The following is a 24856-nucleotide window of genomic DNA, read 5'->3' as shown; positions in this document are numbered from 1 at the left end:
ACAATTGGCTTCGGCGTCTGACGAAGCGCAACGGATGGGGAGGCAGGAACGACGGTGGCGGAACGGAGCACGGCTGCCGTCGACGTGGCCGACAACAGCGGCGAGGAGCCGCTGACCGCGCAGGCGGGGCAGTCCACGGCCGACGGGGAGGCCCAGACCCGGGAGCGGGACACGGCGGACGACGGCACAGCCAAGACGAACGAGCCCACCGGTCCGTCCGGGGCGACCACATCCCCCGAACTGCACAGCGGCCACAAACTCGCCAGACGCTATCGCCTCGAGGAGTGCGTCACCCGTCTGGACGGATTCAGCAGCTGGCGCGCGGTCGACGAGAAACTCCGCCGGGCAGTGGGTGTGCACCTGCTTCCCGCCGATCACCCCCGGGCCCGTTCGGTGCTCGCCGCGGCCCGTTCCGCGGCGCTGCTCGGCGATCCCCGCTTCGTCCAGGTCCTGGACGCGGTCGAGGAGAACGACCTCGTCTACGTGGTGCACGAGTGGCTCCCCGACGCCACGGAACTCACCGCGCTGCTCGCGGCGGGCCCGCTCGAGGCGCATGACGCCTACCAGCTCGTCGGCCAGGTCACCCAGGCCATGGCTGCCGCCCACCGGGAAGGCCTCGCGCATCTGCGGCTGACGCCGAGCGCCGTTCTGCGCACGTCCTCGGGCCAGTACCGCATCCGCGGCCTCGCGGTGAACGCCGCGCTGCGCGGCATCACCACCGAGACTCCCCAGCGCACCGACACCGAGGCGATCGGCGCCCTCCTGTACGCCTCGCTGACCCAGCGCTGGCCCTACGACAACGACGCGTACGGGATGTCCGGCCTGCCCAAGGACGTCGGCCTGATCTCGCCGGACCAGGTCAGGGCCGGCGTGCACCGCGGCCTGTCGGAGCTCGCCATGCGCGCGCTCGTCAACGACGGCGCGACGGCGTCCCGCCAGGAGCCCGCGTGCACCACGCCGGACGACCTGGTGAAGGCCATCGCCGAACTCCCCCGCATCCGCCCGCCGGAGCCCGTCTTCACGGCACCGCCGGAGTACCAGCGCACGACGTACCAGCAGGGCAACTACGGACGCGGTATGCCGCCCCCCGGTGTCACCCAGCCCGTCCCGGCCCCGCCGCCGCCTCTGCACAGCCGCACCGGCAGGGCCCTCAAGTGGGCCGTGTCCGCGCTGCTCATCGCCGCCCTCGGCCTCGGCAGCTGGCAGCTCGCGGACGCCCTGCTCGACCAGGACAAGTCCAAGGAGTCCGGCACGACCAGGACGACCGACGGCACCGACAAGAAGCAGCCGAGGCCCAGCAGGCCGCTCGCCGTCCAGAACGCCCAGGAGTCCCTGCTCGGCGGTAAGGCACAGGACCCGGAGAGCGTCCCGAAGACGTACGACGGCGACGCCTCCACGCTCTGGCGCACCAAGTCGTACGTGGACGGTCCGCGACTTGCCCCGTACCGCCCGGGCGTCGGCATCGTCTACGACCTCGGCTCCGCGAAGAGCGTCACCACCGCGTCCCTCTCGCTCAAGTACCCGGGCTCCGAGACGACGATCGAGCTGTACGCGGCCGACTCCATGGCGCCCTCAGGACCGGTCAGCTCGCTGAAGAAGATCGGCGACGGGAGCACCACGGACACCAGCTTGAAGATCAAGGCCGACAAGCCGGTCGAGACGCAGTACGTGCTTCTCTGGATGACGCACGTACCGGAGTCCGGCACGGACGGCTACTACGGCGCGGGCTACAAGCAGGGCATCACGGAAGTGAAGTTCAAGGGCTGACCGTTCCGGCGGACGCCGAGGGGCTAGGGAGGGGGTTGCGCAGTGGACGGCACCGAGCTCGGCGAGCTGAGCGACCAGGACCTTCTGGCACGCCACGTGGACGGTGACGAGGACGCCTTCGGCGAGATCGTGCGCCGTCACCGCGACCGGCTGTGGGCCGTGGCCCTGCGCACGCTCGGGGACCGCGAGGAGGCCGCGGACGCCGTCCAGGACGCCCTGGTATCCGCCTACCGCGCCGCCCACACCTTCCGCGGGCAGTCCGCCGTGACGACCTGGCTGCACCGCATCACCGTGAACGCCTGTCTCGACCGGGCGCGCAAGGCCGCCTCCCGGAAGACTGCACCCGTCGACGACGCCGAACGCCTGGACCAGCTCCTCGAACCGCACGAGTCGGCCGCCGCACCCGTCGAGCGGGGCGACCTGCACCGTGAGCTCTTGCAGGCGCTCGGCACCCTGCCGGCCGACCAGCGCGCCTGCCTCGTCCTGGTGGACATGCAGGGCTATCCCGTCGCCGAGGCGGCCCGGGTGCTCGACATCCCGGCCGGCACGGTGAAGAGCCGCTGTGCCCGGGGGCGGGCCAAACTCCTTCCCCTCCTCACGCATCTGCGCACGGAGGCCCCACCACGGCGCGAGAGCACCCGTGCCGTAGGCGAGAACACCCCTGCCGTCGGTAAGGACGGCGGCACGGAGGACGGCGGCGGTGGCGAAGACGGCAGAGACTCTGTCCCGGGACGGAACCGGACGCAGGGGACAACCGTCCCACCCGCAGCGGAGCCGCAGGACGCGGAGTCCGCTCCGGATGCGGGACCCAGTGACTCAGCGGCAGTGAAGGGCGGAGGTGGGCGAGCGTGACCACGACGACAGACTCGGCTGGGCACCCGGACGTCGCCGAGATCTCCGACCTCACCGAGGGCCTGCTCTCCCCTTCCCGCACCCACGACGTACGCCGCCATCTGGACGGCTGCCCGCTCTGCACGGACGTCTACGAGTCCCTCGAAGAGATCCGCGGCATGCTCGGCACCCTGCCCGGGCCGCCCCGGATGCCCACGGACGTCGCGGAGCGCATCGACGCGGCCCTGGCGGCCGAGGCACTCCTCGACTCCGCCGCCCCGTCCACGGCGGCTACGTCGGACGCCTCGGACACGACGGGCGCCACGGTCATGGCGGACACCCCAGACGCCTTGGGCGCGAAGCGCGCCACAGTCACCTCCGGGGCGACGAGCGCGGCGGAGGCCGTACCCACCGCGCATGTTTCACGTGAAACATCGTCTACCGGTCCTTCCGCCAGCGGTCCCGCCGGGCATCCCCGTGCAGCCACCGGACCCGGCCGTAGGGGCCGTCTGCGACGCCACCGTCGTCGGACGGCCGTACTCGGCGCCGTCTTCACCGCGGTTGCCCTGGGCCTGGGGACCTTGCTGATCCAGCCCTGGAGCGATGACTCGAAGGATTCCCCCCACAGCGCCGCGACGGACACGGACAGCACGTTCGCGAAGAACAAGCTGGAGAAGCGGGTCTCCACACTCCTTGCGTCCGAGCAGAGCGGGTCCAAGAAACCCGGCCCCTCACAGCCGTCGTACGACATGCGGTCCAGCCCGGAGGGGATTCCCTCCAAGGGCTCCACAATGCGCGAGGACTACGTCGAGGTCCCTCCCTGTATCGAGCGAGGGCTCGGCGGTCGCACGCCGCTCGCCGCCGACAAAGGCACCTATGAGGGCGAGGCCGCCTATCTCGTGGTCGTGCCGCACGACTCCGACGGCGACAAGGTCTCCGCCTATGTCGTCGACGCCGCCTGCGTCAATGCCTCCGCGGCACCCGACGCCACCGGCAAGGTGCTGCTCACCGCGTCCTACGCCCGGCAGTGACACCCCGCCGCCGGTGCTGACCCGCTGCCCGTCGTCGCGTCGGGCGGTGATCGCATCCCGCACAGACGCACCTCTCCTCCCTTTCTCGCCTCCTCCGGGGCGTACCGCTTCCGTGTGCTCGGACACGTCGGGAATGCTCGCCCCGTAGGATCCGTTGGGTGGGGTGAGAGTCCTGAACAGGCCCCCGGCAGTACACAGCAGTCCCCAGAGACGAGGAATCAAGCCGTGACCGACGTCCGTAACGTGATCATCATCGGCTCCGGGCCCGCCGGCTACACGGCGGCGCTCTACACCGCGCGCGCCTCGCTGAAGCCCCTGGTGTTCGAGGGCGCCGTCACCGCGGGCGGTGCACTGATGAACACCACCGATGTGGAGAACTTCCCGGGCTTCCGGGACGGCATCATGGGTCCCGACCTCATGGACAACATGAGGGCCCAGGCCGAACGCTTCGGTGCCGAGCTCGTTCCGGACGACGTGGTCTCCGTGGACCTCACCAACGAGATCAAGACGGTCACCGACACCGCCGGTACGGTGCATCGCGCCAAGACGGTCATCGTCACGACGGGCTCCCAGCACCGCAAGCTCGGCCTGCCGCGCGAGGACGCCCTCTCCGGCCGTGGCGTGTCCTGGTGCGCGACCTGCGACGGCTTCTTCTTCAAGGACCAGGACATCGCGGTGATCGGTGGTGGCGACACGGCGATGGAGGAGGCCACCTTCCTCTCCCGCTTCGCCAAGTCCGTGACCGTGGTCCACCGCCGCGACAGCCTCCGCGCCTCCAAGGCCATGCAGGAGCGTGCCTTCGCCGACCCGAAGATCAAGTTCGTCTGGGACAGCGAGATCGCCGAGATCCATGGCGACCCGAAGCTCTCCGGCCTCACGCTGCGCAATGTGAAGACGGGCGAGACCTCCGAGCTGCCGGTGACCGGCCTGTTCATCGCGATCGGCCACGACCCGCGCACCGAGCTGTTCAAGGGCCAGCTGACGCTCGACGACGAGGGCTACCTGAAGGTGGACGCGCCGTCGACGCGGACGAACGTGCCCGGCGTCTTCGGTGCCGGTGACGTCGTCGACCACACGTACCGCCAGGCGATCACGGCGGCGGGTACGGGTTGCTCCGCCGCTCTCGACGCCGAGCGTTTCCTCGCCGCCTCCGTGGACAGTGAGGCAGCCGCCGCTGCCGCCACTGTCTGACCACCTCACCCCACCTGAGCCTCACAGCATCAGCAAGATAGGAGCCCACCGTGGCCGGAGTAGTGAAGCACGTGACTGACGCCTCCTTCGAGGAGGACGTGCTCAAGAGCGACAAGCCCGTACTGGTCGACTTCTGGGCCGAGTGGTGCGGCCCGTGCCGGCAGATCGCGCCGTCCCTGGAGGCCATCGCGGCCGAGCACGGCGAAAAGATCCAGATCGTCAAGCTCAACATCGACCAGAACCCGGACACGGCCGCCAAGTACGGTGTCATGTCGATCCCGACGCTGAACGTCTACCAGAACGGTGAGGTCACCAAGACCATCGTCGGCGCCAAGCCGAAGGCTGCCCTGGAGCGCGACCTGGCGGACTACATCGCCGAGTAGGCACTGTGACATCGGCGCTCGCCGCGATGGCGTCGCGCGATGTTTCACGTGAAACACGAATGGGCCAACCCCGTGGGGTTGGCCCATTCGCCGTCTGGGGGCCTACAGCGGACGTAGCGCCGGTTCCTTCTGGACCGCGCCGAGGAGTCGGTCCAGGGCTAGCTCGACGTCCTCCTTCCAAGAAAGCGTCGTCCGTAGTTCCAGCCGCAGCCGGGGATGAACGGGGTGGGGGCGCACCGTCTTGAAGCCCACCGCCAGCAGATGGTCCGCCGGCAGCACACAGGCCGGTTTCTCCCAGCGGGCGTCGCCGAACGCCTCGATGGCTTTGAACCCTCGCCGCAGCAAGTCTTTGGCGACGGTCTGCACGATGACACGGCCGAGCCCCTGCCCCTGGTACCCCGGCATGATCCAGGCGGTCATCAGCTGGACGGCGTCCGGCGAGAGGGGGCTCGTGGGGAATGCGGTGGAGCGGGGCACATAGGCGGGCGGGGCATAGAGCACAAAGCCCACCGGCACGTCGTCGACGTATACGACCCGGCCGCAGGATCCCCACTCAAGGAGGACAGCGGAGATCCACGCCTCCTTCTCCAGCTCTGGGGTCCCGGCCTTTACCGCGGCCTGGCCGCTGACCGGGTCCAGCTCCCAGAAGACGCACGTGCGGCAACGCTTGGGAAGGTCCGGAAGGTTGTCCAGTGTGAGCGGTACGAGCCGTCGCCCCATGTAGGCGGTTCCTCACTTCCTTCGCCCGCGGCGCCACGAGCCGCTGTCAGTGCGCTCCGTTCCCGGAGCAGGCTGCCCACGAAACCCCCGACCGCTCCGAGCCCCAGCCCAGCTGTCATCAGTCCTGTGCGGCTCACCGATCGCATGGCCCCTGCCTCCCCTAAAAGGTGTCGTCAGGTGGATGCGCCATACCCGATCGCATCGTATCCACGAAGCGATTGCCCCGATACCGCAAGAAAGGAAAGAGCAGGCCGTGTTCCGGCATACACCGGACATGACCTGCTCTTACCGTGGCCACGGAAGCGTGTCCCGTGGCTTCGGCCTGCCTACGTCTGCTCGTCCTCGACGCCCTCCGCAGCCTCGGCCTCCGCGATGCCGTTCTTGAGGACCGGCCCCTCCTCCGGGGCGAGCGTGGACAGGATGCGCTCCAGGTCCTCCAGCGAGGCGAAGTCGACGACGATCTTGCCCTTCTTCTGCCCCAGATCGACGCGCACCCGCGTCTCGAACCGGTCCGAGAGCCGGTTGGCGAGCCCGGTCAGCGCCGGGGACAGCCGGGCTCCCGCGCGCGGCCCCTTCGCTTTCGGCTTGTTCTGGGGCCGCGACCCCATGAGGGTCACGATCTCTTCGACGGCACGCACCGAGAGTCCCTCGGCCACAATGCGGTGCGCGAGCCGGTCCTGCTCCTCGGAGTCCTCCACAGACAGCAGTGCACGGGCATGGCCCGCGGAGAGGACACCGGCGGCAACTCTGCGCTGCACCGTCGCCGACAGCTTCAACAGCCGCAGGGTGTTGGAGACCTGCGGGCGCGAGCGGCCGATGCGGTCCGCCAGCTGGTCGTGCGTGCAGTTGAAGTCCTTCAGGAGCTGGTCGTAGGCCGCGGCCTCCTCCAGCGGGTTCAGCTGGGCGCGGTGCAGGTTCTCCAGGAGCGCGTCCAGGAGGAGCTTGTCGTCGTCCGTCGCCCGGACGATCGCCGGGATGCGCTCGAGGCCCGCCTCACGGCAAGCCCGCCAGCGCCGCTCGCCCATGATGAGTTCATAGCGCGCCGGTCCCAGCTGCCGCACAACGACCGGCTGGAGAAGGCCGACTTCCTTGATGGAGGTCACCAGCTCGGCGAGAGCGTCCTCGTCGAACACCTCACGCGGCTGCCGCGGGTTGGGCGTGATGGAGTCGAGCGGGAGCTCCGCGAAGTGCGCGCCCGCCGCACTCGCCGGCTCCTCTACGGAATTGCCGTTCAGCGGTTCCTCCGTTTCACGTGAAACGGTTTCACGGGAGACGGGGCTCTGCGGAAGAGCGGTCACCTTGGCGGCTGCCACACCTCGCTCGGCGGTGAGGACCGGCACGGACGAGGGCGAGGTGGAGACCCCGCCACTCGCGGCCGGAGTAACGGACTTCTCTGTGGGAGCCGCAGGGATCAGAGCGCCAAGGCCCCGCCCCAACCCTCTCCGTCGCTCGCTCACTGGATCCCCTCCGTCGTGCTGTGCTGTTTGTTCTGGTTGCCCGTGTGGCCGTGCTGCACGTCGTAGTGCACACCGACCCCGCGAAGGGCGATCTCGCGTGCTGCCTCGAAGTACGAAAGGGCGCCACTGGAGCCGGGGTCGTAGGTCAGTACGGTCTGCCCATAGCTGGGCGCCTCGGAGATGCGCACCGAGCGCGGGATGCTCGTACGCAGTACCTCTTCGCCGAAGTGGTTGCGGACCTCGTCCGCTACTTGAGAGGCCAGTCGGGTCCGGCCGTCGTACATGGTGAGCAGGATGGTCGACACGCGCAGCAGCGGATTGAGGTGTCCCCGCACGAGGTCGACATTGCGCAGGAGCTGTCCCAGACCTTCCAGTGCGTAGTACTCGCACTGGATCGGGATCAGTACCTCCGCACCTGCCACCAGGGCGTTGACCGTCAGCAGTCCCAGCGACGGCGGACAGTCGATGAGGATGTAGTCCAGCGGCTGCTCATAGGCCTGGATGGCCCGCTGCAATCGACTCTCTCGTGCCACCAGGGACACCAGCTCGATCTCCGCACCGGCGAGATCGATGGTCGCCGGGGCACAGAAGAGTCCCTCGACGTCGGGGACCGGCTGTACGACTTCGGAGAGAGGCTTGCTCTCGACCAACACGTCGTAGATGGACGGCACTTCGGCGTGGTGGTCGATGCCCAGGGCCGTGGAGGCGTTGCCCTGCGGATCGAGGTCGATCACCAGAACGCGTGCGCCGTGCAGGGCGAGCGAGGCGGCAAGGTTGACGGTTGTCGTCGTCTTGCCCACTCCGCCCTTCTGGTTGGCGACCACCATGATTCTGGTCTGCTCCGGTCGCGGCAGCCCCTCGCCGGCACGGCCAAGAGCTTCCACCGCCAGCTGGGCGGCGCGACCGATGGGGGTGTCGTCCATCGGGCTCGGTGTTTCACGTGAAACATCCTCCCCCGCCGACTCGGTACGGGGACCGGGGACCGGATCGGTCATCGGTCCCGCGATGTTGGCGTCGGACCGCAAGGATTCACTCTCCTCGACTTCAGGCTCGCAATGAACAGAGCCTCCCATGCTTTCAGGGTCGTGAACCAGCGAGGCCCGGTCTTCTGTGGACGAATCCCCCTCTGTGGACAACTCCGTGCCCTTGTCGAGGGAACCGAGCGGCCGACGTTCGCGAGGTTCCGCAGCGCGACCGCGACTGATGATGCCATGCAGCAGTGAGCGACGTTTCACGTGAAACACGATGCACGGCGACCGGGGTGCCGCTGGTGCGACACCCCGGTATGCGTACGTTTGGCAGCTTGTGTGGAGTACGGCTCGACGTCAGGGAGGATCAGCGACGGCGACGAGCGCGCCCGACTCGGGCGGCCTTCGCCCGCTTGGCGGCGAACCGTACGCCACCGGGGCTCTCGCCGACCTCGACCCGCACCACGGTGGACAGGGGATCCACGACGCCTTCGCCGACGTGCACGACGGACACGGTCTCCGCCCCGAGCTTGTTCAGGGCGGCGCGTGCTCCCTTGACCTCCTCCTCCGCGGTGTCACCCTTGAGAGCCAGCATCTGACCGTAGGGACGCAGCAGGGGGACGCCCCAGCCCGCGAGCCGGTCCAGCGGGGCCACGGCCCGTGCGGTCACCACATGGACGGGCGGCAGCTTGCCGAGAACCTCTTCGGCGCGGCCACGGACGACCGTCACATGGTCGAGCCCGAGGAGTTCGACGACCTCGCTCAGAAAGTTCGTACGCCGCAGCAGGGGCTCAAGAAGGGTGATCTTCAGGTCCTCGCGGACCAGGGCGAGCGGGATACCCGGAAGCCCGGCACCGGAGCCGACGTCGCAGACCGTCACGCCCTCGGGTACCACCTCGGACAGTACCGCGCAGTTCAGCAGGTGCCGCTCCCACAGCCGGGGCACCTCACGGGGGCCGATCAGGCCGCGCTGCACTCCCGCTTCTGCCAACAGCTCCGCATACCGGACCGCATCCGGGAACCGCTCGCCGAAAACCGTCCGCGCCTCCTCCGGCGCCGGGGGGAGCTCCGCTGCCTCCGTCACGGGGACCGTCCTTCCGTACCGCACTGGTCGCTGGATCGCTGGGTAACAGGCTGACAAAGACCGGCCCCGCCTGCGAACAGACGGGGCCGGGGAAAACGTGTGTGGTCAGGCCGGGAGGACCACGACGAAGCGCTGCGGCTCCTCGCCCTCGGACTCACTGCTCAGTCCGGCTGCCTTGACCGCGTCGTGCACGACCTTGCGCTCGAAGGGCGTCATCGGCTCCAGCTTGACCGGCTCGCCGGAGCTCTTTGCGTCGGCGGCGGCCTGGGCGCCCAGCTGGGACAGCTCCTCACGCTTCTTCGCGCGGTAGCCCGCGACGTCGAGCATCAGGCGGCTGCGGTCACCGGTCTCGCGGTGCACGGCGAGACGGGTCAGCTCTTGCAAGGCCTCAAGGACCTCACCGTCGCGGCCGACCAGCTTCTGCAAATCGCGGCTGCCGCTGTCGCTGATGATCGACACGGCGGCGCGGTCGGCCTCGACGTCCATGTCGATGTCACCGTCGAGGTCCGCGATGTCCAGCAGACCCTCCAGGTAGTCCGCCGCGATCTCCCCCTCCTGCTCGAGGCGAGTCAGGGTGTCGCCGGCCTCAGCCGCGGAGGTGGTGGTGCCTTCCGTCACGGGATGGACTCCTTCTACTTCTTGGACGGGTGCTTGGGCCGCTGCTGGCCCTTGCGCTGCCCGGACTTGGCTTTGCTGCGGGTGCCCTGGCCGGGCTGCTGGTTTCCGGAGCCGGGCTTGCCCTTGGCGCTCTTGGTCGTCGCGGCGGGCTTGTCCTCGACCGTGGCGGCGGCACCGTCGTCGGACTTGCTCAGCGACGGCTTCGTGTCGGAGCCCGTGTCCGTGTCCGCGTCCGTCCTGGCGATCCCGGCTCCGGGACCGGCCTGGCGCTTGGCCTTGCTCTGCCGCTTGGGCTGCTGCCGCTTGGGCGCGCCGCCCGCGGTGGGGGAGCCGTCCTCGGCGGTGGCGACGGCGGTCTCGCTGACCACGACCGTGCCGTCGGGCTGGGCCGCGAGGCCCGCCTTATTGAGGCCGTTGATGAACTTGCGCTCGTACTCGTTGCGGTCGCGGCCCTTGGCGACGACGGCCTTGACGGCGCGGACCTGGCCACGGCTGCGGGTCTTCTTGGTGTCCGTGAGGTGCTTTTGCAGGCGCTCCAGGTACGCGGCCTGGGCCTTGGAGCCCGGCGTCGGGTTCTGGCGGATCACGTACATCTGCTGGCCCATGGTCCACACGTTGGTGGTCAGCCAGTAGACGAGGACACCGACGGGGAAGTTGATGCCGAAGACGGCGAACATGATGGGGAAGACGTACATCAGCATCTTCTGCTGCTGCATGAACGGCGTCTTTACCGTGGTGTCGACGTTCTTCGTCATCAGCTGGCGCTGGGTGAAGAACTGCGACGCCGACATCAGGATGATCATGAGCGCGGTCACGACGCGCACGTCGGTCAGCGAGGCGCCGAGGGAGGCGACCTTGTCCGCGCTGTCCGTGAACTTCACCGCGAGCGGAGCACCGAAGATGTGGGCGTCACGAGCGCTGTCGAGCAGCTGCTGGTCGATGACGCCGACCTTCTTGTTGGACGCGATGCCGTTGAGCACGTGGTACAGCGCGAAGAAGAACGGCGACTGCGCCAGGATGGGAAGGCACGAGGAGAGCGGGTTGGTGCCCGTCTCCTTGTACAGCTTCATCATCTCTTCGGACTGGCGCTGCTTGTCGCTCTTGTAGCGTTCCTGGATCTTCTTCATCTCGGGCTGCAAGGTCTGCATGGCCCGGGTCGCCTTGATCTGCTTCACGAAGAGCGGGATCAGGCAGATACGGATCAGGATCACCAGGGACACGATCGACAGGCCCCAGGCCCAGCCCGTGTCAGGGCCGAAGATCGCACCGTACAGCGAGTGGAACTGGACGATGACCCAGGAGACGGGTGTCGTGATGAAGCTGAAGAAACCGGCAATCGTGTCCACTAATCAGGCTCCTTGAGCATGGGACGGGGTCTCGGCGGCCGGGCTCGCGGGAGCCGGGGGGAGGTCTCCGGACGGCACGCCTGCGGCGGAGGGCCCGCCCTTGCGTTCCCGCCAGGCGGTGCGCAGCATCTCGTGCCACCGCGGGCGCTTGCGCGGTGCGACATGGTCGACACCGCCGAGCGACCACGGGTTGCACCGCAGAATGCGCCAGGCAGTGAGCGCCGTGCCCTTGATCGCGCCGTGGCGGTCGATGGCCAGGTAGCCGTAGTGGGAGCACGACGGGTAGTACTTGCAGACCGGGCCGAGGAGTGGACTGATCGTCCACTGGTACAGCTTGATCAGCGCCAGCAGCGGGTACTTCATCGGGCGCCCCCTCCCAGCAGCCGCTCAAGAGCGGCGTCCAGGTCTCGGGCCAGCTGTGCATGGTCGGCGTCGCCCGCTCCGGGCAACGCTCGTACGACTACCAGGCTACCGGGGGGCAGCTGGGCCACCCGGTCGCGCATGAGATGGCGGAGTCTGCGCTTGACCTTATTGCGCACCACGGCTCCACCCACGGCCTTGCTCACGACGAAACCCGCACGTGTCGGGGGAAGGCTCTCCCCCGGCACGTGCGGGTCCGTTGCACGGCTGCGTAGATGGACGACGAGAAGCGGGCGGCCGGCCCGACGACCCCGTCGTACCGCGGTCGCGAAATCTTCGCGCCGCCTCAGCCGATGCTCGGTAGGCAGCACGACGTCATGACCTAATGCGCTTAGGCGGACAGGCGGGCGCGACCCTTGCTACGGCGGGACGCCAGGACGGCGCGGCCGGCACGGGTGCGCATCCGCAGCCGGAAGCCGTGGGTCTTCGCGCGACGACGGTTGTTCGGCTGGAAGGTGCGCTTGCTCACTCGGGGGCTCCAGAAATGATGTGTGTGGTGGCGGGACATCGCCTGGCTGTCACCGTGCGCCCACGAGAAGCTCGCGAATACGCACCGAGTGCACCGCTTCACAATCACAGATCGTGATCTTTGCCCATCGGAGGCAGGCGGCAGCAGCCATCGACAACTCGACCTGGTTACGGTACGCGGGGCTACGCCATCCGGTCAAACCAGCAGCCTTGGAGAGACACTGTGCACAGGCTGTGGACAACAACTTGAACCGCACCCGTCGCCCTGACTACCGTGGCTGAACTCCGTTTCGTTCCCTTCCCCCTGCCCCTCCCGATTTCCGTCACTACCCGTCCCAAGAACCACACCTTCGTGGGACCCGTGAGAGAGCGTGCCCTGTGGCTGACGTACCTGCCGATCTTGCCGCAGTGTGGCCACGGGTACTGGAACAACTTCTGGGAGAGGGGCGGGGTCAGGGTGTAGAGGCGAAGGACGAGCACTGGATCAAACGGTGCCAGCCGCTGGCGCTCGTCGCCGACACGGCCCTGCTCGCCGTGCCCAACGAGTTCGCCAAAGGGGTCCTCGAGGGCCGTCTCGCCCCCGTCGTCAGCGAGACCCTCAGCCGTGAGTGCGGCCGGCCGATCCGCATCGCGATCACGGTCGACGACTCCATGGGCGAGCCCGCGGCGCCCGCGGCCCCGTCCGGGCAGCAGCAGTCCCGCTACGACGAGCAGCCTTCCCGGTACGAGGAGCAGCCGTCCCGCTACGACGAGCAGTCCTCCCGGTACGAGGAGCGCCCGTCCCGCTACGAGGGCCAGCCCCCCCGGTACGAGGACCCCCCGCAGCGGTACGAGGAGCAGGAACTGCCCTCCTCCGGTCAGGGGCATGACACCCGCGGCGCCCGTGACCAGCACAACTCGCACGACTCGCACGACGCGCACGCCCCCCGCGACACTCGCGACCCGCACGGCGCCCGCGACCCGCACGACACCTACGACGGCTACGGCCGCCGCCCCGGTGACGACCACGGCACCCGGAGCGACCAGCACTCCTCCGCCCGCGGCGACCAGCTCCCCACCGCCCGCCCGGCCTACCCCGGCTACCAGCGCCCCGGCGCCTGGCCGCAGCAGCCCCCGGACGACTACGGCTGGCAGCAGCCACGCCTCGGCTACCCCGACCGCGACCCGTACGCGAACCCCCCGCAACAGCCGCAGCACGACTACCGCCCGCAGCCGCACGAGCGCGGACCGTACGACCAGGAGCGCCAGGAGCGGGACCGCGAGCGGCAGGCGCAGGACAGGCACGAGCGCCGGGAGCGGCACGACCGGAACGAGCAGGGCGGCGGCGCGGGCCCCAACGGCCACAGCGGGCCCTCGGGCCACACGGGCCACACCGGTCCCGGCGGGCAGGGCGGCCGCGGTGGGCCGGGCGGACCGCCCATGGGCCGCGGCGGCACGCCCCTGCCCGCGTCGAGCGGCGCTCCGGGACCGCTGGCCGCACAGCCCGCACCGGCGACCGGCCCCGGCGAGCCCACCGCGCGCCTGAACCCGAAGTACCTCTTCGACACCTTCGTCATCGGCGCGTCGAACCGGTTCGCGCACGCCGCCGCGGTGGCCGTGGCCGAGGCCCCGGCGAAGGCGTACAACCCGCTGTTCATCTACGGGGAGTCGGGACTCGGCAAGACGCATCTGCTGCACGCCATCGGGCACTACGCCCGCAGCCTCTACCCCGGCACGCGCGTGCGCTATGTGAGCTCCGAGGAGTTCACCAACGAGTTCATCAACTCCATCCGCGACGGCAAGGGCGACAGCTTCCGCAAGCGCTACCGCGAGATGGACATCCTCCTGGTCGACGACATCCAGTTCCTCGCGGACAAGGAGTCGACGCAGGAGGAGTTCTTCCACACCTTCAACACGCTCCACAACGCGAACAAGCAGATCGTGCTCTCCAGTGACCGGCCGCCCAAGCAGTTGGTGACCCTGGAGGACCGGCTGCGCAACCGCTTCGAGTGGGGTCTGATCACCGACGTCCAGCCGCCCGAGCTGGAGACGCGTATCGCGATCCTCCGTAAGAAGGCGGTGCAGGAGCAGCTCAACGCCCCGCCGGAGGTCCTTGAGTTCATCGCGTCGCGCATCTCGCGGAACATCCGTGAGCTGGAGGGCGCGCTGATCCGGGTCACGGCGTTCGCCTCGCTCAACCGGCAGCCGGTGGACCTCGGTCTCACGGAGATCGTCCTGAAGGACCTGATCCCCGGCGGCGAGGACGCGGCGCCGGAGATCACGGCGACGGCCATCATGGCGGCGACCGCCGACTACTTCGGCCTCACGGTGGACGACCTGTGCGGGTCCTCGCGCAGCCGGGTCCTGGTGACGGCACGACAGATCGCCATGTACCTCTGCCGGGAGCTCACCGACCTCTCCCTGCCGAAGATCGGCGCGCAGTTCGGCGGCCGCGACCACACGACCGTGATGCACGCCGACCGGAAGATCCGCGCGCTGATGGCCGAGCGCCGCTCCATCTACAACCAGGTCACCGAACTCACCAACCGCATCAAGAACGGCTGACGGCAAGCGCCAGCCACATCGGGAACGACCGACAGCAGGCACCAGCCACATCAGGAACGGCTGACAGCAAGCACCCACCGCATCAGGAACGGCCGACAGCAGGCCGTCGCGCGGCTCCAGGGGCGCTCCGGAAGGCATTCCGGAGCGCCCTTTCGCCTTGTCCGGCGCTCTCCGGCCTCGCCCGGCGTCGTCCACACGCCTGTGAGCGCGACCGCGCCGACACCTGATGTTCGATTACGGGTCGCCGACGGCACGTTCTCCACAGCGGTGTGGCCTTTGCGCCGTCCACACCCTGGGGAGAGGCGAGTTGTCCAGATCGTGTCCACAGGGGACCCTGCTGAATGTTCATCAGACCAGGTCAGTGGGTTGTGGATTCGTGGACGAAGAGTTTCCACAGGCTGTGGATGAAGTTTCTGTCCACAGGGTCCCCGAAGGGTTGTCCACCGGCGGCCCACAGGCTGGGGCCGGTTGTGCACAGCTTCCCCACAGGCCTGTCCACTGTTCGGCAACGCGACGCGCCCTCTCACCGTGACGAGTGAAAGGCGTCACACCAAGGTGCCGGGTTGGCCTGTGGGGAAGCTGGGTAAAACTGGGGACAGGGCTGGGGAGAAGTAGCCCTTCCCTGTGCATGGGGTGTGCAGAACTTTCGCCCGTCCACAGATTCCACCGGTTTTCCACCGCCTCCGCCCACAGGGTCGGTGGACAAAAAACCGATGTTGACCTGGCCTTTCGCGGTTATCCACGGTTTCCACAGGCCCTACTACTACTACCCCCTAGAGTGACCTGGGAATCCGTTTCGAAGTGGGGCCTGTGCACAACTCGCCGCTCGGCCCGCCTCCGCCTCCCGGCACGACTTGACCCCGACGGGCACCAGCTGTCAGTGCGGTGCGTCAGACTGGTCCCCAGTGCCAGCAACAGCAGGAGGGCGGCTAAGTGAAGATCCGGGTGGAACGCGACGTACTCGCGGAGGCGGTGGCGTGGGCGGCACGCAGCCTCCCGGCCCGGCCGCCGGCGCCCGTCCTCGCGGGCCTGCTGCTGAAGGCCGAGGAGGGCGCCCTCTCCCTGTCCAGCTTCGACTACGAGGTCTCGGCGCGGGTCTCCGTGGACGCGGAGGTCGACGAGGAGGGCACGGTCCTGGTGTCCGGCCGACTGCTCGCCGACATCTGCCGCGCCCTGCCCAACCGCCCGGTGGAGATCTCCACAGACGGTGTACGGGCGACGGTGGTCTGCGGCTCCTCCCGGTTCACACTCCACACCCTGCCTGTGGAGGAGTATCCGGCGCTGCCGCAGATGCCCACCGCGACCGGCACGGTCCCCGGTGAGGTCTTCGCCGCCGCCGCGAACCAGGTCGCGATCGCCGCGGGCCGCGACGACACCCTCCCGGTGCTCACGGGCGTGCGCATCGAGATCGAGGGCGACCGGGTCACCCTCGCGTCCACCGACCGCTACCGCTTCGCGGTCCGCGAGTTCCTGTGGAAGCCGGAGGACCCGGAGGCCTCCGCGGTCGCCCTGGTGCCCGCCAAGACGCTCCAGGACACCGCCAAGGCGCTCACGAGCGGCGACACGGTCACCCTGGCGCTCTCCGGCTCCGGCGCGGGCGAGGGCCTGATCGGTTTCGAGGGCGCGGGGCGCCGCACCACCACGCGGCTGCTCGAAGGCGACCTGCCGAAGTACCGCACGCTGTTCCCGACGGAGTTCAACTCGATCGCCGTCATCGAGACGCCGCCCTTCGTGGAGGCCGTCAAGCGCGTCGCCCTCGTGGCCGAGCGGAACACCCCGGTGCGGCTCAGCTTCGAGCAGGGCGTGCTCATCCTGGAGGCTGGCTCCAGCGACGACGCACAGGCTGTGGAAAGGGTCGACGCCCAGCTCGAGGGCGACGACATCTCGATCGCCTTCAACCCGACGTTCCTGCTCGACGGCCTGAGCGCGATCGACTCCCCGGTCGCCCAGCTGTCGTTCACGACCTCCACCAAGCCCGCGCTCCTGAGCGGCAGGCCCGCTCTCGACGCCGAGGCGGACGACGCGTACAAGTACCTGATCATGCCCGTACGTCTGAGCGGCTGAGCCCACAGGTGTGTGGCCGCGTCCGGGCGTAGGCTCGGACGCGGGTACGAAAGTGCCGCGGGTACAGCAGGTGCCCCCACGCCACGTCGCTAGTTAGGAAAGCACTGATGGAGCTCGGTCTCGTCGGTCTCGGCAAGATGGGCGGCAACATGCGCGAGCGCATCCGCCGCGCAGGCCACACCGTCATCGGATTCGACCGCAACCCGGACCTCGCGGATGTCGACAGCCTCGAAGAGCTCGTCGGCCGTCTCAAGGGCCCGCGCGTGGTGTGGGTGATGGTGCCGGCCGGAGCCGCGACCCAGTCCACCGTCGACGAGCTCGGTGAGCTCCTCGAGCCCGGCGACGTCGTCGTGGACGGCGGCAACTCCCGCTGGACGGACGACGAGAAGCACGCCGAGGAGCTCGCGGCCAAGGGCATCGGCTTCGTCGACTGCGGCGTCTCCGGCGGCGTCTGGGGCCTGAAGAACGGCTACGCGCTGATGTACGGCGGCGACAAGGAGAACGTCGCCAAGGTGCAGCCGGTCTTCGACGCGCTCAAGCCCGAGGGCGACTTCGGCTCGGTGCACGCGGGCAAGGTCGGCGCGGGCCACTTCGCGAAGATGGTCCACAACGGCATCGAGTACGCGATGATGCAGGCCTACGCCGAGGGCTGGGAGCTCCTGGAGGCCGTGGACTCGGTCACCGACGTCCGTGAGGTCTTCCGCTCCTGGCAGGAGGGCACGGTCATCCGTTCCTGGCTGCTCGACCTCGCGGTCAACGCCCTGGACGACGACGAGCACCTGGACAAGCTGCGCGGCTTCGCGCAGGACTCCGGCGAGGGCCGCTGGACGGTCGAGGCGGCGATCGACAACGCGGTGCCGCTGCCCGCGATCACCGCGTCCCTGTTCGCCCGGTTCTCCTCGCGGCAGGACGACTCGCCGCAGATGAAGATGATCGCCGCGCTGCGCAACCAGTTTGGCGGCCACGCGGTCGAGTCCAAGAGCGAGCACTGAGCAAGCCCGGTCGTCCGTCCACAGCCTGTGCGCGGGGGCGGAGCACCGAGAAGCAGATGAAGTAGGCCGGGGGAGGTCGGCGTACACCATGCACGTCACGCACCTTTCCCTGGCCGACTTCCGTTCCTACGCCCGGGTCGAGGTCCCGCTCGACCCGGGCGTCACCGCGTTCGTGGGCCCCAACGGCCAGGGCAAGACCAACCTCGTCGAGGCCGTCGGCTATCTCGCCACCCTCGGCAGCCACCGGGTCTCCTCGGACGCGCCCCTCGTACGGATGGGCGCCGACCGCGCGATCATCAGGGCCAACGTCCGGCAGGGCGAGCGCCAGCAGCTCATCGAGCTGGAGCTGAACCCCGGCAAGGCGAACCGTGCCCGGATCAACAGGTCCTCGCAGGTCAAGCCCCGTGACGTACTGGGCATCGTACGGACGGTCCTGTTCGCCCCCGAGGACCTGGCGCTGGTCAAGGGCGACCCCGGGGAGCGCCGCCGCTTCCTGGACGAGCTGATCACCGCGCGCTCGCCGCGCATGGCCGGTGTGCGCTCCGACTACGACCGCGTCCTGAAGCAGCGCAACACCCTCCTGAAGTCGGCCGCGCTCGCGCGCCGCCACGGCGGCCGCTCCATGGACCTGTCCACGCTCGACGTATGGGACCAGCACCTGGCCCGCGCGGGCGCCGAGATGCTCGCCCAGCGCCTGGACCTGATCGCCGCGCTCCAGCCGCTCGCCGACAAGGCGTACGAGCAGCTGGCCCCCGGCGGCGGCCCGCTCGCCCTCGAGTACCGGCCCTCCAGCGCGGACATCGTCGGCCACGCGCGCGAGGAGCTGTACGAGCAGCTGATCGCCGCCCTCGTGGAGGCCCGCAAGCAGGAGATCGAGCGCGGCGTGACGCTGGTCGGCCCGCACCGTGACGAGCTGCTCCTCAAGCTCGGCCGGCTCCCCGCGAAGGGGTACGCGAGCCATGGCGAGTCCTGGTCGTACGCCCTCGCCCTGCGCCTGGCCTCCTACGACCTGCTCAGGGCTGAGGGCAACGAACCGGTCCTCGTGCTCGACGACGTCTTCGCCGAGCTGGACACGCGGCGCCGGGAGCGGCTCGCGGAGCTGGTGGCCCCGGGCGAGCAGGTCCTGGTGACCGCCGCCGTGGAGGACGACGTTCCGGGCGTGCTCGACGGCGCGCGGTACGCGGTGGCCGAGGGCGCGGTGGAGCGCGTATGACCGGCGCAGTGCCGTGGCAGGGCGGCGGCGGACCGTCCGGCGGCTCCGCTTCCGGCCCCACTCCGCCCGGGCCCACTTCATCCGGGCACACTCCATCCGGTCCGGCCGCGTCCGGCAGCTCCGGGCCCGGCAGCTCCGGGCGCGCCCCCCGCGACAGGCCTGCCGACACCCCGGGCGCCCCCGGCGCCCCCGGCACTCCCAAGCCCCCCGAGCCCTCCGGCGTCGACCTCGCCCGGGTCGCCCTGCGCGCCGCCAAGGAGCAGGCACGCGCGCGTGGTGACGCGACGCAGCAGAAGAAGCAGGCGCGGCGTGGCGGGCTGCGCTCGGGCGCGCGGGCCGACGGGCGCGACCCGCTGCCCCTGGGCTCCGCCATCAACCGTCTGATCACCGAGCGCGGCTGGGAGACCCCGGCCGCCGTGGGCGGCGTGATGGGCCGCTGGCCGCAGATCGTCGGCGGCGACCTGGCCAACCACTGCGTGCCCCAGCGGTACGACGAGAACGAGCGCGTCCTGACCGTGCTCTGCGACTCCACCGCCTGGGCGACGAACCTGCGCCTGCTCGCTCCGCAGCTGGTCGCACGGCTCAACGAGGACCTGGGCCATGGCACCGTACGCATCATCAAGGTCCTCGGCCCCGGCGGCCCCGGACACCGCTACGGACCCCTGCGCGCCCCCGGCAGCACGGGCCCCGGCGACACCTACGGATGACGTGGTCCTGGCTGTAGCTGGCGGTTGACCTCCCGAAGCGCTGAGTGCCGCTGTGAGCCTCTGGGACCCCGGGGCCGCATATGGGGAGTCGGCTGAGCCCGGTTCAGGGCGGCACATGCGGACTCAGGTACCGGCAAACCCCCATCACTGTCGGAGCTACCGGTAGACTGGAAGCCAATCCCGCCCCAAGCGTGGGGAGCGACGGGAGAAGCTGAGCAAGAGCTGAACCAGGCTTACCAACGCAACACGCCGCAGCCGCTCCGGCGAGCGCCGGAAGCTTGGCTTGTGCTGTGCCAGAAAGGGCGCTTCGTGGCCGATTCCGGCAACCCCAACGAGAACATCCCGTCCACTTCTGCCGGCGCCGGTGCTGGCGGCGCACCCGCCGGGGGCAACGCCTCCGGCGGGACCACGTCGTCGTACGACGCCAGTGCCATCACCGTCCTCGAGGGTCTGGACGCGGTCCGCAAGCGGCCGGGCATGTACATCGGCTCGACCGGTGAACGTGGTCTGCATCACTTGGTGCAGGAAGTCGTCGACAACTCCGTCGACGAGGCCATGGCCGGGCACGCGGACACCATCGACGTGACGATCCTGGCGGACGGCGGCGTGCGCGTCGTCGACAACGGCCGTGGCATCCCGGTGGGCATCCACCCCGTCGAGAAGAAGCCGGCGGTCGAGGTCGTGCTCACCGTGCTGCACGCGGGCGGCAAGTTCGGTGGCGGGGGGTACGCCGTCTCCGGCGGTCTGCACGGTGTGGGTGTCTCCGTGGTGAACGCGCTCTCCACCAAGCTCTCCGTCGACATCAGGACCGACGGCTATCGCTGGACGCAGGACTACAAGGGCGGTGCCCCCACGGCCCCCCTGGAGCGGCACGAGGCCACCGAGGAGACGGGCACGACCGTCACCTTCTGGGCCGACAGCGACATCTTCGAGACGACCGTGTACTCCTTCGAGACGCTGTCGCGGCGCTTCCAGGAGATGGCGTTCCTCAACAAGGGCCTGACGATCAGGCTCACCGACGAGCGTGAGTCGGCCAAGGCCACGGTGGGCGCCGACTCCACCGAGGCCACCGACGACACCGTCGAAGAGGTCCGCACGGTCACGTACCACTACGAAGGCGGCATCGTCGACTTCGTGACGTACCTCAACTCCCGCAAGGGCGAGGTCGTCCACCCGACCGTCATCGACGTCGAGGCCGAGGACAAGGAGCGCATGCTCTCGGTCGAGATCGCGATGCAGTGGAACTCCCAGTACAGCGAAGGCGTTTACTCCTTCGCCAACACCATCCACACGCACGAGGGCGGCACGCACGAGGAGGGCTTCCGCGCCGCGCTGACCGGCCTCGTCAACCGGTACGCACGCGACAAGAAGCTGCTTCGCGAGAAGGACGACAACCTCACGGGTGAGGACATCCGCGAGGGTCTGACCGCGATCATCTCGATCAAGCTCGGCGAGCCGCAGTTCGAGGGTCAGACCAAGACGAAGCTGGGCAACACGGAAGCGAAGACCTTCGTCCAGAAGGTGGTGCACGAGCACCTGACGGACTGGTTCGACCGCAATCCGAACGAGGCCGCGGACATCATCCGCAAGGGCATCCAGGCCGCCACCGCGCGCGTGGCGGCCCGCAAGGCCCGCGACCTCACGCGCCGCAAGGGCCTCCTGGAGACCGCGTCGCTGCCGGGCAAGCTCTCCGACTGCCAGTCGAACGACCCGACGAAGTGCGAGATCTTCATCGTCGAGGGCGACTCCGCCGGCGGCTCGGCCAAGTCCGGCAGGAACCCGCAGTACCAGGCCATCCTGCCCATCCGCGGCAAGATCCTGAACGTCGAGAAGGCCCGCGTCGACAAGATCCTCCAGAACCAGGAGATCCAGGCGCTGATCTCGGCCTTCGGCACCGGGGTCCACGAGGACTTCGACATCGAGAAGCTCCGCTATCACAAGATCATTCTGATGGCGGACGCGGACGTCGACGGCCAGCACATCAACACCCTGCTCCTGACGTTCCTGTTCCGCTTCATGCGGCCGCTCGTCGAGGCCGGACACGTCTATCTGTCCCGTCCGCCGCTCTACAAGATCAAGTGGACCAAGGACGACTTCCAGTACGCGTACTCGGACCGCGAGCGCGACGCGCTGATCGAGATCGGCCGCCAGGCGGGCAAGCGCATCCGCGAGGACTCGGTCCAGCGCTTCAAGGGCCTCGGCGAGATGAACGCCGAGGAGCTGCGCATCACGACCATGGACCAGGAGCACCGCGTGCTCGGCCTGGTCACGCTCGACGACGCCGCCCAGGCCGACGACCTCTTCTCGGTCCTCATGGGCGAGGACGTCGAGGCGCGCCGCTCGTTCATCCAGCGCAACGCCAAGGACGTCCGCTTCCTCGACATCTGAGCCGGTCAGGCGCCCCGACGGCTGCTGACTGACGTACGAAAGGACCTTGACCGGCCATGGCCGACGAGAACAACCCCACCACGCCCGAGGACGACGAGGGCCAGACGCTGCGGATCGAGCCCGTCGGGCTCGAGACGGAGATGCAGCGCTCGTACCTCGACTACGCGATGTCCGTCATCGTGTCCCGTGCGCTGCCCGACGTGCGCGACGGCCTCAAGCCCGTGCACCGCCGCGTCCTGTACGCGATGTACGACGGTGGTTACCGGCCCGAGAAGGGCTTCTACAAGTGCGCCCGTGTCGTCGGCGACGTCATGGGCAACTACCACCCGCACGGCGACTCCTCGATCTACGACGCGCTCGTCCGCCTCGCGCAGCCGTGGTCGATGCGGATGCCGCTCGTGGACTCCAACGGGAACTTCGGCTCCCCGGGCAACGACCCCGCCGCCGCCATGCGCTACACCGAGTGCAAGATGGCGCCGCTGTCCATGGAGATGGTCCGGGACATCGACGAGGAGACCGTCGACTTCACGGACAACTACGACGGCCGCTCCCAGGAGCCCACCGTCCTGCCCGCCCGCTTCCCGAACCTGCTGATCAACGGTTCGGCGGGCATCGCGGTCGGCATGGCGACCAACATCCCGCCGCACAACCTGCGCGAGGTCGCCGCGGGCGCCCAGTGGGCCTTGGAGCACCCCGACGCCTCGCACGAGGAGCTGCTCGACGCCCTCATCGAGCGCATCAAGGGCCCGGACTTCCCGACCGGCGCGCTGGTCGTCGGCCGCAAGGGCATCGAGGAGGCGTACCGCACGGGACGCGGCTCCATCACGATGCGGGCGGTCGTCGAGGTCGAGGAGATCCAGAACCGCCAGTGCCTGGTGGTCACCGAGCTCCCCTACCAGACGAACCCGGACAATCTCGCGCAGAAAATTGCCGACCTGGTCAAGGACGGCAAGGTCGGCGGCATCGCCGACGTCCGCGACGAGACGTCCTCGCGCACCGGCCAGCGACTGGTCATCGTGCTCAAGCGCGACGCGGTCGCCAAGGTCGTACTGAACAACCTCTACAAGCACACGGACCTCCAGTCGAACTTCGGCGCCAACATGCTGGCGCTCGTCGACGGCGTCCCGCGCACGCTGTCCCTCGACGCGTTCATCCGGCACTGGGTGGCGCACCAGATCGAGGTCATCGTCCGGCGCACCAAGTTCCGGCTGCGCAAGGCCGAGGAGCGCGCCCACATCCTGCGCGGCCTGCTGAAGGCCCTGGACGCCATCGACGAGGTCATCGCGCTCATCCGGCGCAGCGACACCGTCGAGGTCGCGCGCGGGGGCCTGATGGACCTCCTGGCGATCGACGAGATCCAGGCGAACGCCATCCTGGAGATGCAGCTGCGCCGCCTGGCCGCCCTGGAGCGCCAGAAGATCGTCGCCGAGCACGACGACCTCCAGGAGAAGATCAACGAGTACAACGCGATCCTGGCCTCGCCCGAGCGGCAGCGGTCGATCGTGAGCGAGGAACTCGCGGCCATCGTCGACAAGTTCGGCGAGGACCGCCGCTCCACCCTCGTGCCCTTCGACGGCGACATGTCCATGGAGGACCTGATCGCCGAGGAGGACATCGTCGTCACGATCACCCGCGGCGGCTACATCAAGCGCACCAAGACGCACGACTACCGCTCGCAGAAGCGCGGCGGCAAGGGCGTGCGCGGCACGAAGCTCAAGGAAGACGACATCGTCGACCACTTCTTCGTGTCCACCACGCACCACTGGCTGCTCTTCTTCACCAACAAGGGCCGTGTCTACCGCGCGAAGGCCTATGAGCTGCCCGACGCGGGTCGGGACGCCCGCGGCCAGCACGTGGCGAACCTGCTCGCCTTCCAGCCGGACGAGCAGATCGCCGAGATCCTCGCGATCCGCGACTACGACGCGGTGCCCTACCTGGTCCTCGCCACCAAGGCCGGTCTGGTCAAGAAGACGCCACTGAAGGATTACGATTCGCCTCGCTCCGGCGGCGTCATCGCGATCAATCTGCGCGAGACGGACGACGGCGCGGACGACGAACTGATCGGCGCCGAACTGGTGTCGGCGGATGACGATCTCCTTCTGATCAGCAAGAAGGCCCAGTCGATCCGCTTCACGGCGACCGACGACGCACTGCGTCCGATGGGCCGCGCGACCTCCGGCGTGAAGGGCATGAGCTTCCGCGACGGCGATCAGCTGCTCTCGATGAATGTGGTCAGGCCCGGTACGTTCGTCTTCACCGCCACCGATGGTGGGTACGCGAAGCGGACCGCCGTCGACGAGTACCGCGTCCAGGGCCGCGGTGGCCTCGGCATCAAGGCCGCCAAGATCGTGGAGGACCGCGGCGAGCTCGTCGGCGCGCTGGTGGTCGAGGAGACCGACGAGATCCTCGCCATCACCCTCTCCGGCGGTGTGATTCGCACGCGAGTCAACGAGGTCAGGGAGACGGGCCGTGACACCATGGGCGTCCAACTGATCAACCTGGGCAAGCGCGATGCCGTGGTCGGTATCGCTCGTAATGCCGAGGCCGGGCGCGAGGCCGAGGAAGTCGACGGTGACATCGTCGTCGACGAATCGTCCGACGCCGAGCCGGCCGTGGGTACGGACGAGGGCACCGAGCCCCCCGCCGAGTAGCGCGAGGAGAGAG

At 69.0% G+C, this 24856-nt stretch carries 21 protein-coding genes; 12 read left to right on the top strand and 9 right to left on the bottom strand.

The annotated features are described in order from the left end of the window. Positions 1-54: 54 nt before the first annotated feature. The 5 genes from ACH4DX_RS28130 to trxA all read left to right on the top strand — a co-directional run bounded on the left by ACH4DX_RS28130 (position 55) and on the right by trxA (position 5203). On the top strand, positions 55-1767 hold the full coding sequence (locus ACH4DX_RS28130; protein WP_398157202.1) for a protein kinase family protein: 1713 nt from the start codon (positions 55-57) through the stop codon (positions 1765-1767). 42 nt (positions 1768-1809) lie between these two features. Beyond that, on the top strand, positions 1810-2619 hold the full coding sequence (sigM, locus tag ACH4DX_RS28125) for an RNA polymerase sigma factor SigM (RefSeq protein ID WP_398157201.1): 810 nt from the start codon (positions 1810-1812) through the stop codon (positions 2617-2619). Beyond that, complete coding sequence (locus tag ACH4DX_RS28120) at positions 2616-3629, top strand: anti-sigma factor family protein (protein WP_398157200.1); 1014 nt, start codon at positions 2616-2618, stop codon at positions 3627-3629. The genes sigM and ACH4DX_RS28120 overlap by 4 nt, the downstream gene beginning before the upstream one ends. A 225-nt stretch (positions 3630-3854) precedes the next feature. Next, on the top strand, positions 3855-4820 hold the full coding sequence (trxB, locus tag ACH4DX_RS28115; RefSeq protein ID WP_398119425.1) for a thioredoxin-disulfide reductase: 966 nt from the start codon (positions 3855-3857) through the stop codon (positions 4818-4820). A gap of 50 nt (positions 4821-4870) precedes the next feature. Then, positions 4871-5203 carry a thioredoxin gene (gene trxA / locus ACH4DX_RS28110; protein ID WP_398119427.1) on the top strand — a complete coding sequence of 111 codons (333 nt, stop codon included), beginning with the start codon at positions 4871-4873 and terminating at the stop codon, positions 5201-5203. Between the two features lie 102 nt (positions 5204-5305). Here the strand turns inward: trxA and ACH4DX_RS28105 are convergent, their stop codons facing one another. From ACH4DX_RS28105 to rpmH, 9 genes are all read right to left on the bottom strand, one after another. Next, complete coding sequence (locus ACH4DX_RS28105) at positions 5306-5923, bottom strand: GNAT family N-acetyltransferase (protein ID WP_398119429.1); 618 nt, start codon at positions 5921-5923, stop codon at positions 5306-5308. 326 nt (positions 5924-6249) lie between these two features. Next, positions 6250-7380 (bottom strand): ParB/RepB/Spo0J family partition protein, encoded by a 1131-nt coding sequence (locus ACH4DX_RS28100; protein WP_398119431.1) that lies wholly within the window; start codon positions 7378-7380, stop codon positions 6250-6252. Further along, the gene (locus ACH4DX_RS28095) at positions 7377-8453 is read right to left on the bottom strand and encodes a ParA family protein (protein ID WP_398120029.1); all 1077 of its coding nucleotides are present in this window, start codon (positions 8451-8453) and stop codon (positions 7377-7379) included. Before ACH4DX_RS28095 ends, ACH4DX_RS28100 begins: the two co-directional genes overlap by 4 nt. A gap of 262 nt (positions 8454-8715) precedes the next feature. Further along, a complete protein-coding gene (rsmG, locus tag ACH4DX_RS28090) occupies positions 8716-9432 on the bottom strand; it encodes a 16S rRNA (guanine(527)-N(7))-methyltransferase RsmG (protein WP_398119433.1) in 717 nt (238 codons plus the stop codon). Positions 9433-9537: 105 nt separating this feature from the next. Then, on the bottom strand, positions 9538-10050 hold the full coding sequence (locus ACH4DX_RS28085; protein WP_398119435.1) for a protein jag: 513 nt from the start codon (positions 10048-10050) through the stop codon (positions 9538-9540). A gap of 14 nt (positions 10051-10064) precedes the next feature. Beyond that, positions 10065-11396, bottom strand: a complete 1332-nt coding sequence (gene yidC, locus ACH4DX_RS28080) for a membrane protein insertase YidC (RefSeq protein WP_398119437.1) — start codon at positions 11394-11396, stop codon at positions 10065-10067. 3 nt (positions 11397-11399) lie between these two features. Beyond that, positions 11400-11759 (bottom strand): membrane protein insertion efficiency factor YidD, encoded by a 360-nt coding sequence (gene yidD, locus ACH4DX_RS28075; RefSeq protein ID WP_398119440.1) that lies wholly within the window; start codon positions 11757-11759, stop codon positions 11400-11402. After that, positions 11756-12127, bottom strand: coding sequence for a ribonuclease P protein component (rnpA, locus tag ACH4DX_RS28070; RefSeq protein ID WP_398119442.1), 372 nt, complete (start codon positions 12125-12127; stop codon positions 11756-11758). Before rnpA ends, yidD begins: the two co-directional genes overlap by 4 nt. Positions 12128-12147: 20 nt before the next feature. Beyond that, entirely contained in the window at positions 12148-12285 is a 138-nt protein-coding gene (rpmH, locus tag ACH4DX_RS28065; RefSeq protein WP_016644655.1) for a 50S ribosomal protein L34, read from the bottom strand. Between the two features lie 377 nt (positions 12286-12662). Here rpmH and dnaA point away from each other — a divergent pair, with 377 nt between their 5' ends. From dnaA to gyrA, 7 genes are all read left to right on the top strand, one after another. Continuing rightward, positions 12663-14828: a chromosomal replication initiator protein DnaA gene (gene dnaA / locus ACH4DX_RS28060; protein ID WP_398157199.1), complete on the top strand. Its 2166-nt coding sequence runs from the start codon at positions 12663-12665 to the stop codon at positions 14826-14828. Between the two features lie 933 nt (positions 14829-15761). Further along, positions 15762-16892: a DNA polymerase III subunit beta gene (gene dnaN, locus ACH4DX_RS28055; RefSeq protein WP_398119446.1), complete on the top strand. Its 1131-nt coding sequence runs from the start codon at positions 15762-15764 to the stop codon at positions 16890-16892. A 107-nt stretch (positions 16893-16999) separates the two neighbouring features. Further along, positions 17000-17884: a phosphogluconate dehydrogenase (NAD(+)-dependent, decarboxylating) gene (gene gnd / locus ACH4DX_RS28050; RefSeq protein ID WP_398119448.1), complete on the top strand. Its 885-nt coding sequence runs from the start codon at positions 17000-17002 to the stop codon at positions 17882-17884. Positions 17885-17972: 88 nt separating this feature from the next. Beyond that, on the top strand, positions 17973-19097 hold the full coding sequence (gene recF / locus ACH4DX_RS28045) for a DNA replication/repair protein RecF (protein WP_398157198.1): 1125 nt from the start codon (positions 17973-17975) through the stop codon (positions 19095-19097). Next, positions 19094-19804 (top strand): DUF721 domain-containing protein, encoded by a 711-nt coding sequence (locus tag ACH4DX_RS28040; RefSeq protein ID WP_398157197.1) that lies wholly within the window; start codon positions 19094-19096, stop codon positions 19802-19804. Before recF ends, ACH4DX_RS28040 begins: the two co-directional genes overlap by 4 nt. 285 nt (positions 19805-20089) lie before the next feature. Then, positions 20090-22192, top strand: a complete 2103-nt coding sequence (gyrB, locus tag ACH4DX_RS28035; protein ID WP_398157196.1) for a DNA topoisomerase (ATP-hydrolyzing) subunit B — start codon at positions 20090-20092, stop codon at positions 22190-22192. A 56-nt stretch (positions 22193-22248) separates the two neighbouring features. Further along, positions 22249-24843, top strand: a complete 2595-nt coding sequence (gyrA, locus tag ACH4DX_RS28030; protein ID WP_398119454.1) for a DNA gyrase subunit A — start codon at positions 22249-22251, stop codon at positions 24841-24843. Positions 24844-24856 lie beyond the last annotated feature (13 nt).

The organism is Streptomyces sp. NPDC017940 (assembly GCF_044328435.1).
Taxonomy (GTDB): Bacteria; Actinomycetota; Actinomycetes; order Streptomycetales; family Streptomycetaceae; genus Streptomyces.
The sequence above is the reverse complement of the archived record's forward strand: the minus strand, read 5'-3'. Positions and strand labels throughout refer to the sequence as shown.

Bases quoted from the DNA above. Each gene is read 5' to 3' on its own strand.
- ACH4DX_RS28105 (WP_398119429.1), bottom strand. From the start codon at position 5,923: ATGGGGCGACGGCTCGTACCGCTCACACTGGACAACCTTCCGGACCTT.
- ACH4DX_RS28095 (WP_398120029.1), bottom strand. From the start codon at position 8,453: ATGGGAGGCTCTGTTCATTGCGAGCCTGAAGTCGAGGAGAGTGAATCC.
- yidD (WP_398119440.1), bottom strand. From the start codon at position 11,759: ATGAAGTACCCGCTGCTGGCGCTGATCAAGCTGTACCAGTGGACGATC.
- gnd (WP_398119448.1), top strand. From the start codon at position 17,000: ATGGAGCTCGGTCTCGTCGGTCTCGGCAAGATGGGCGGCAACATGCGC.
- recF (WP_398157198.1), top strand. From the start codon at position 17,973: ATGCACGTCACGCACCTTTCCCTGGCCGACTTCCGTTCCTACGCCCGG.
- ACH4DX_RS28040 (WP_398157197.1), top strand. From the start codon at position 19,094: ATGACCGGCGCAGTGCCGTGGCAGGGCGGCGGCGGACCGTCCGGCGGC.
- gyrA (WP_398119454.1), top strand. From the start codon at position 22,249: ATGGCCGACGAGAACAACCCCACCACGCCCGAGGACGACGAGGGCCAG.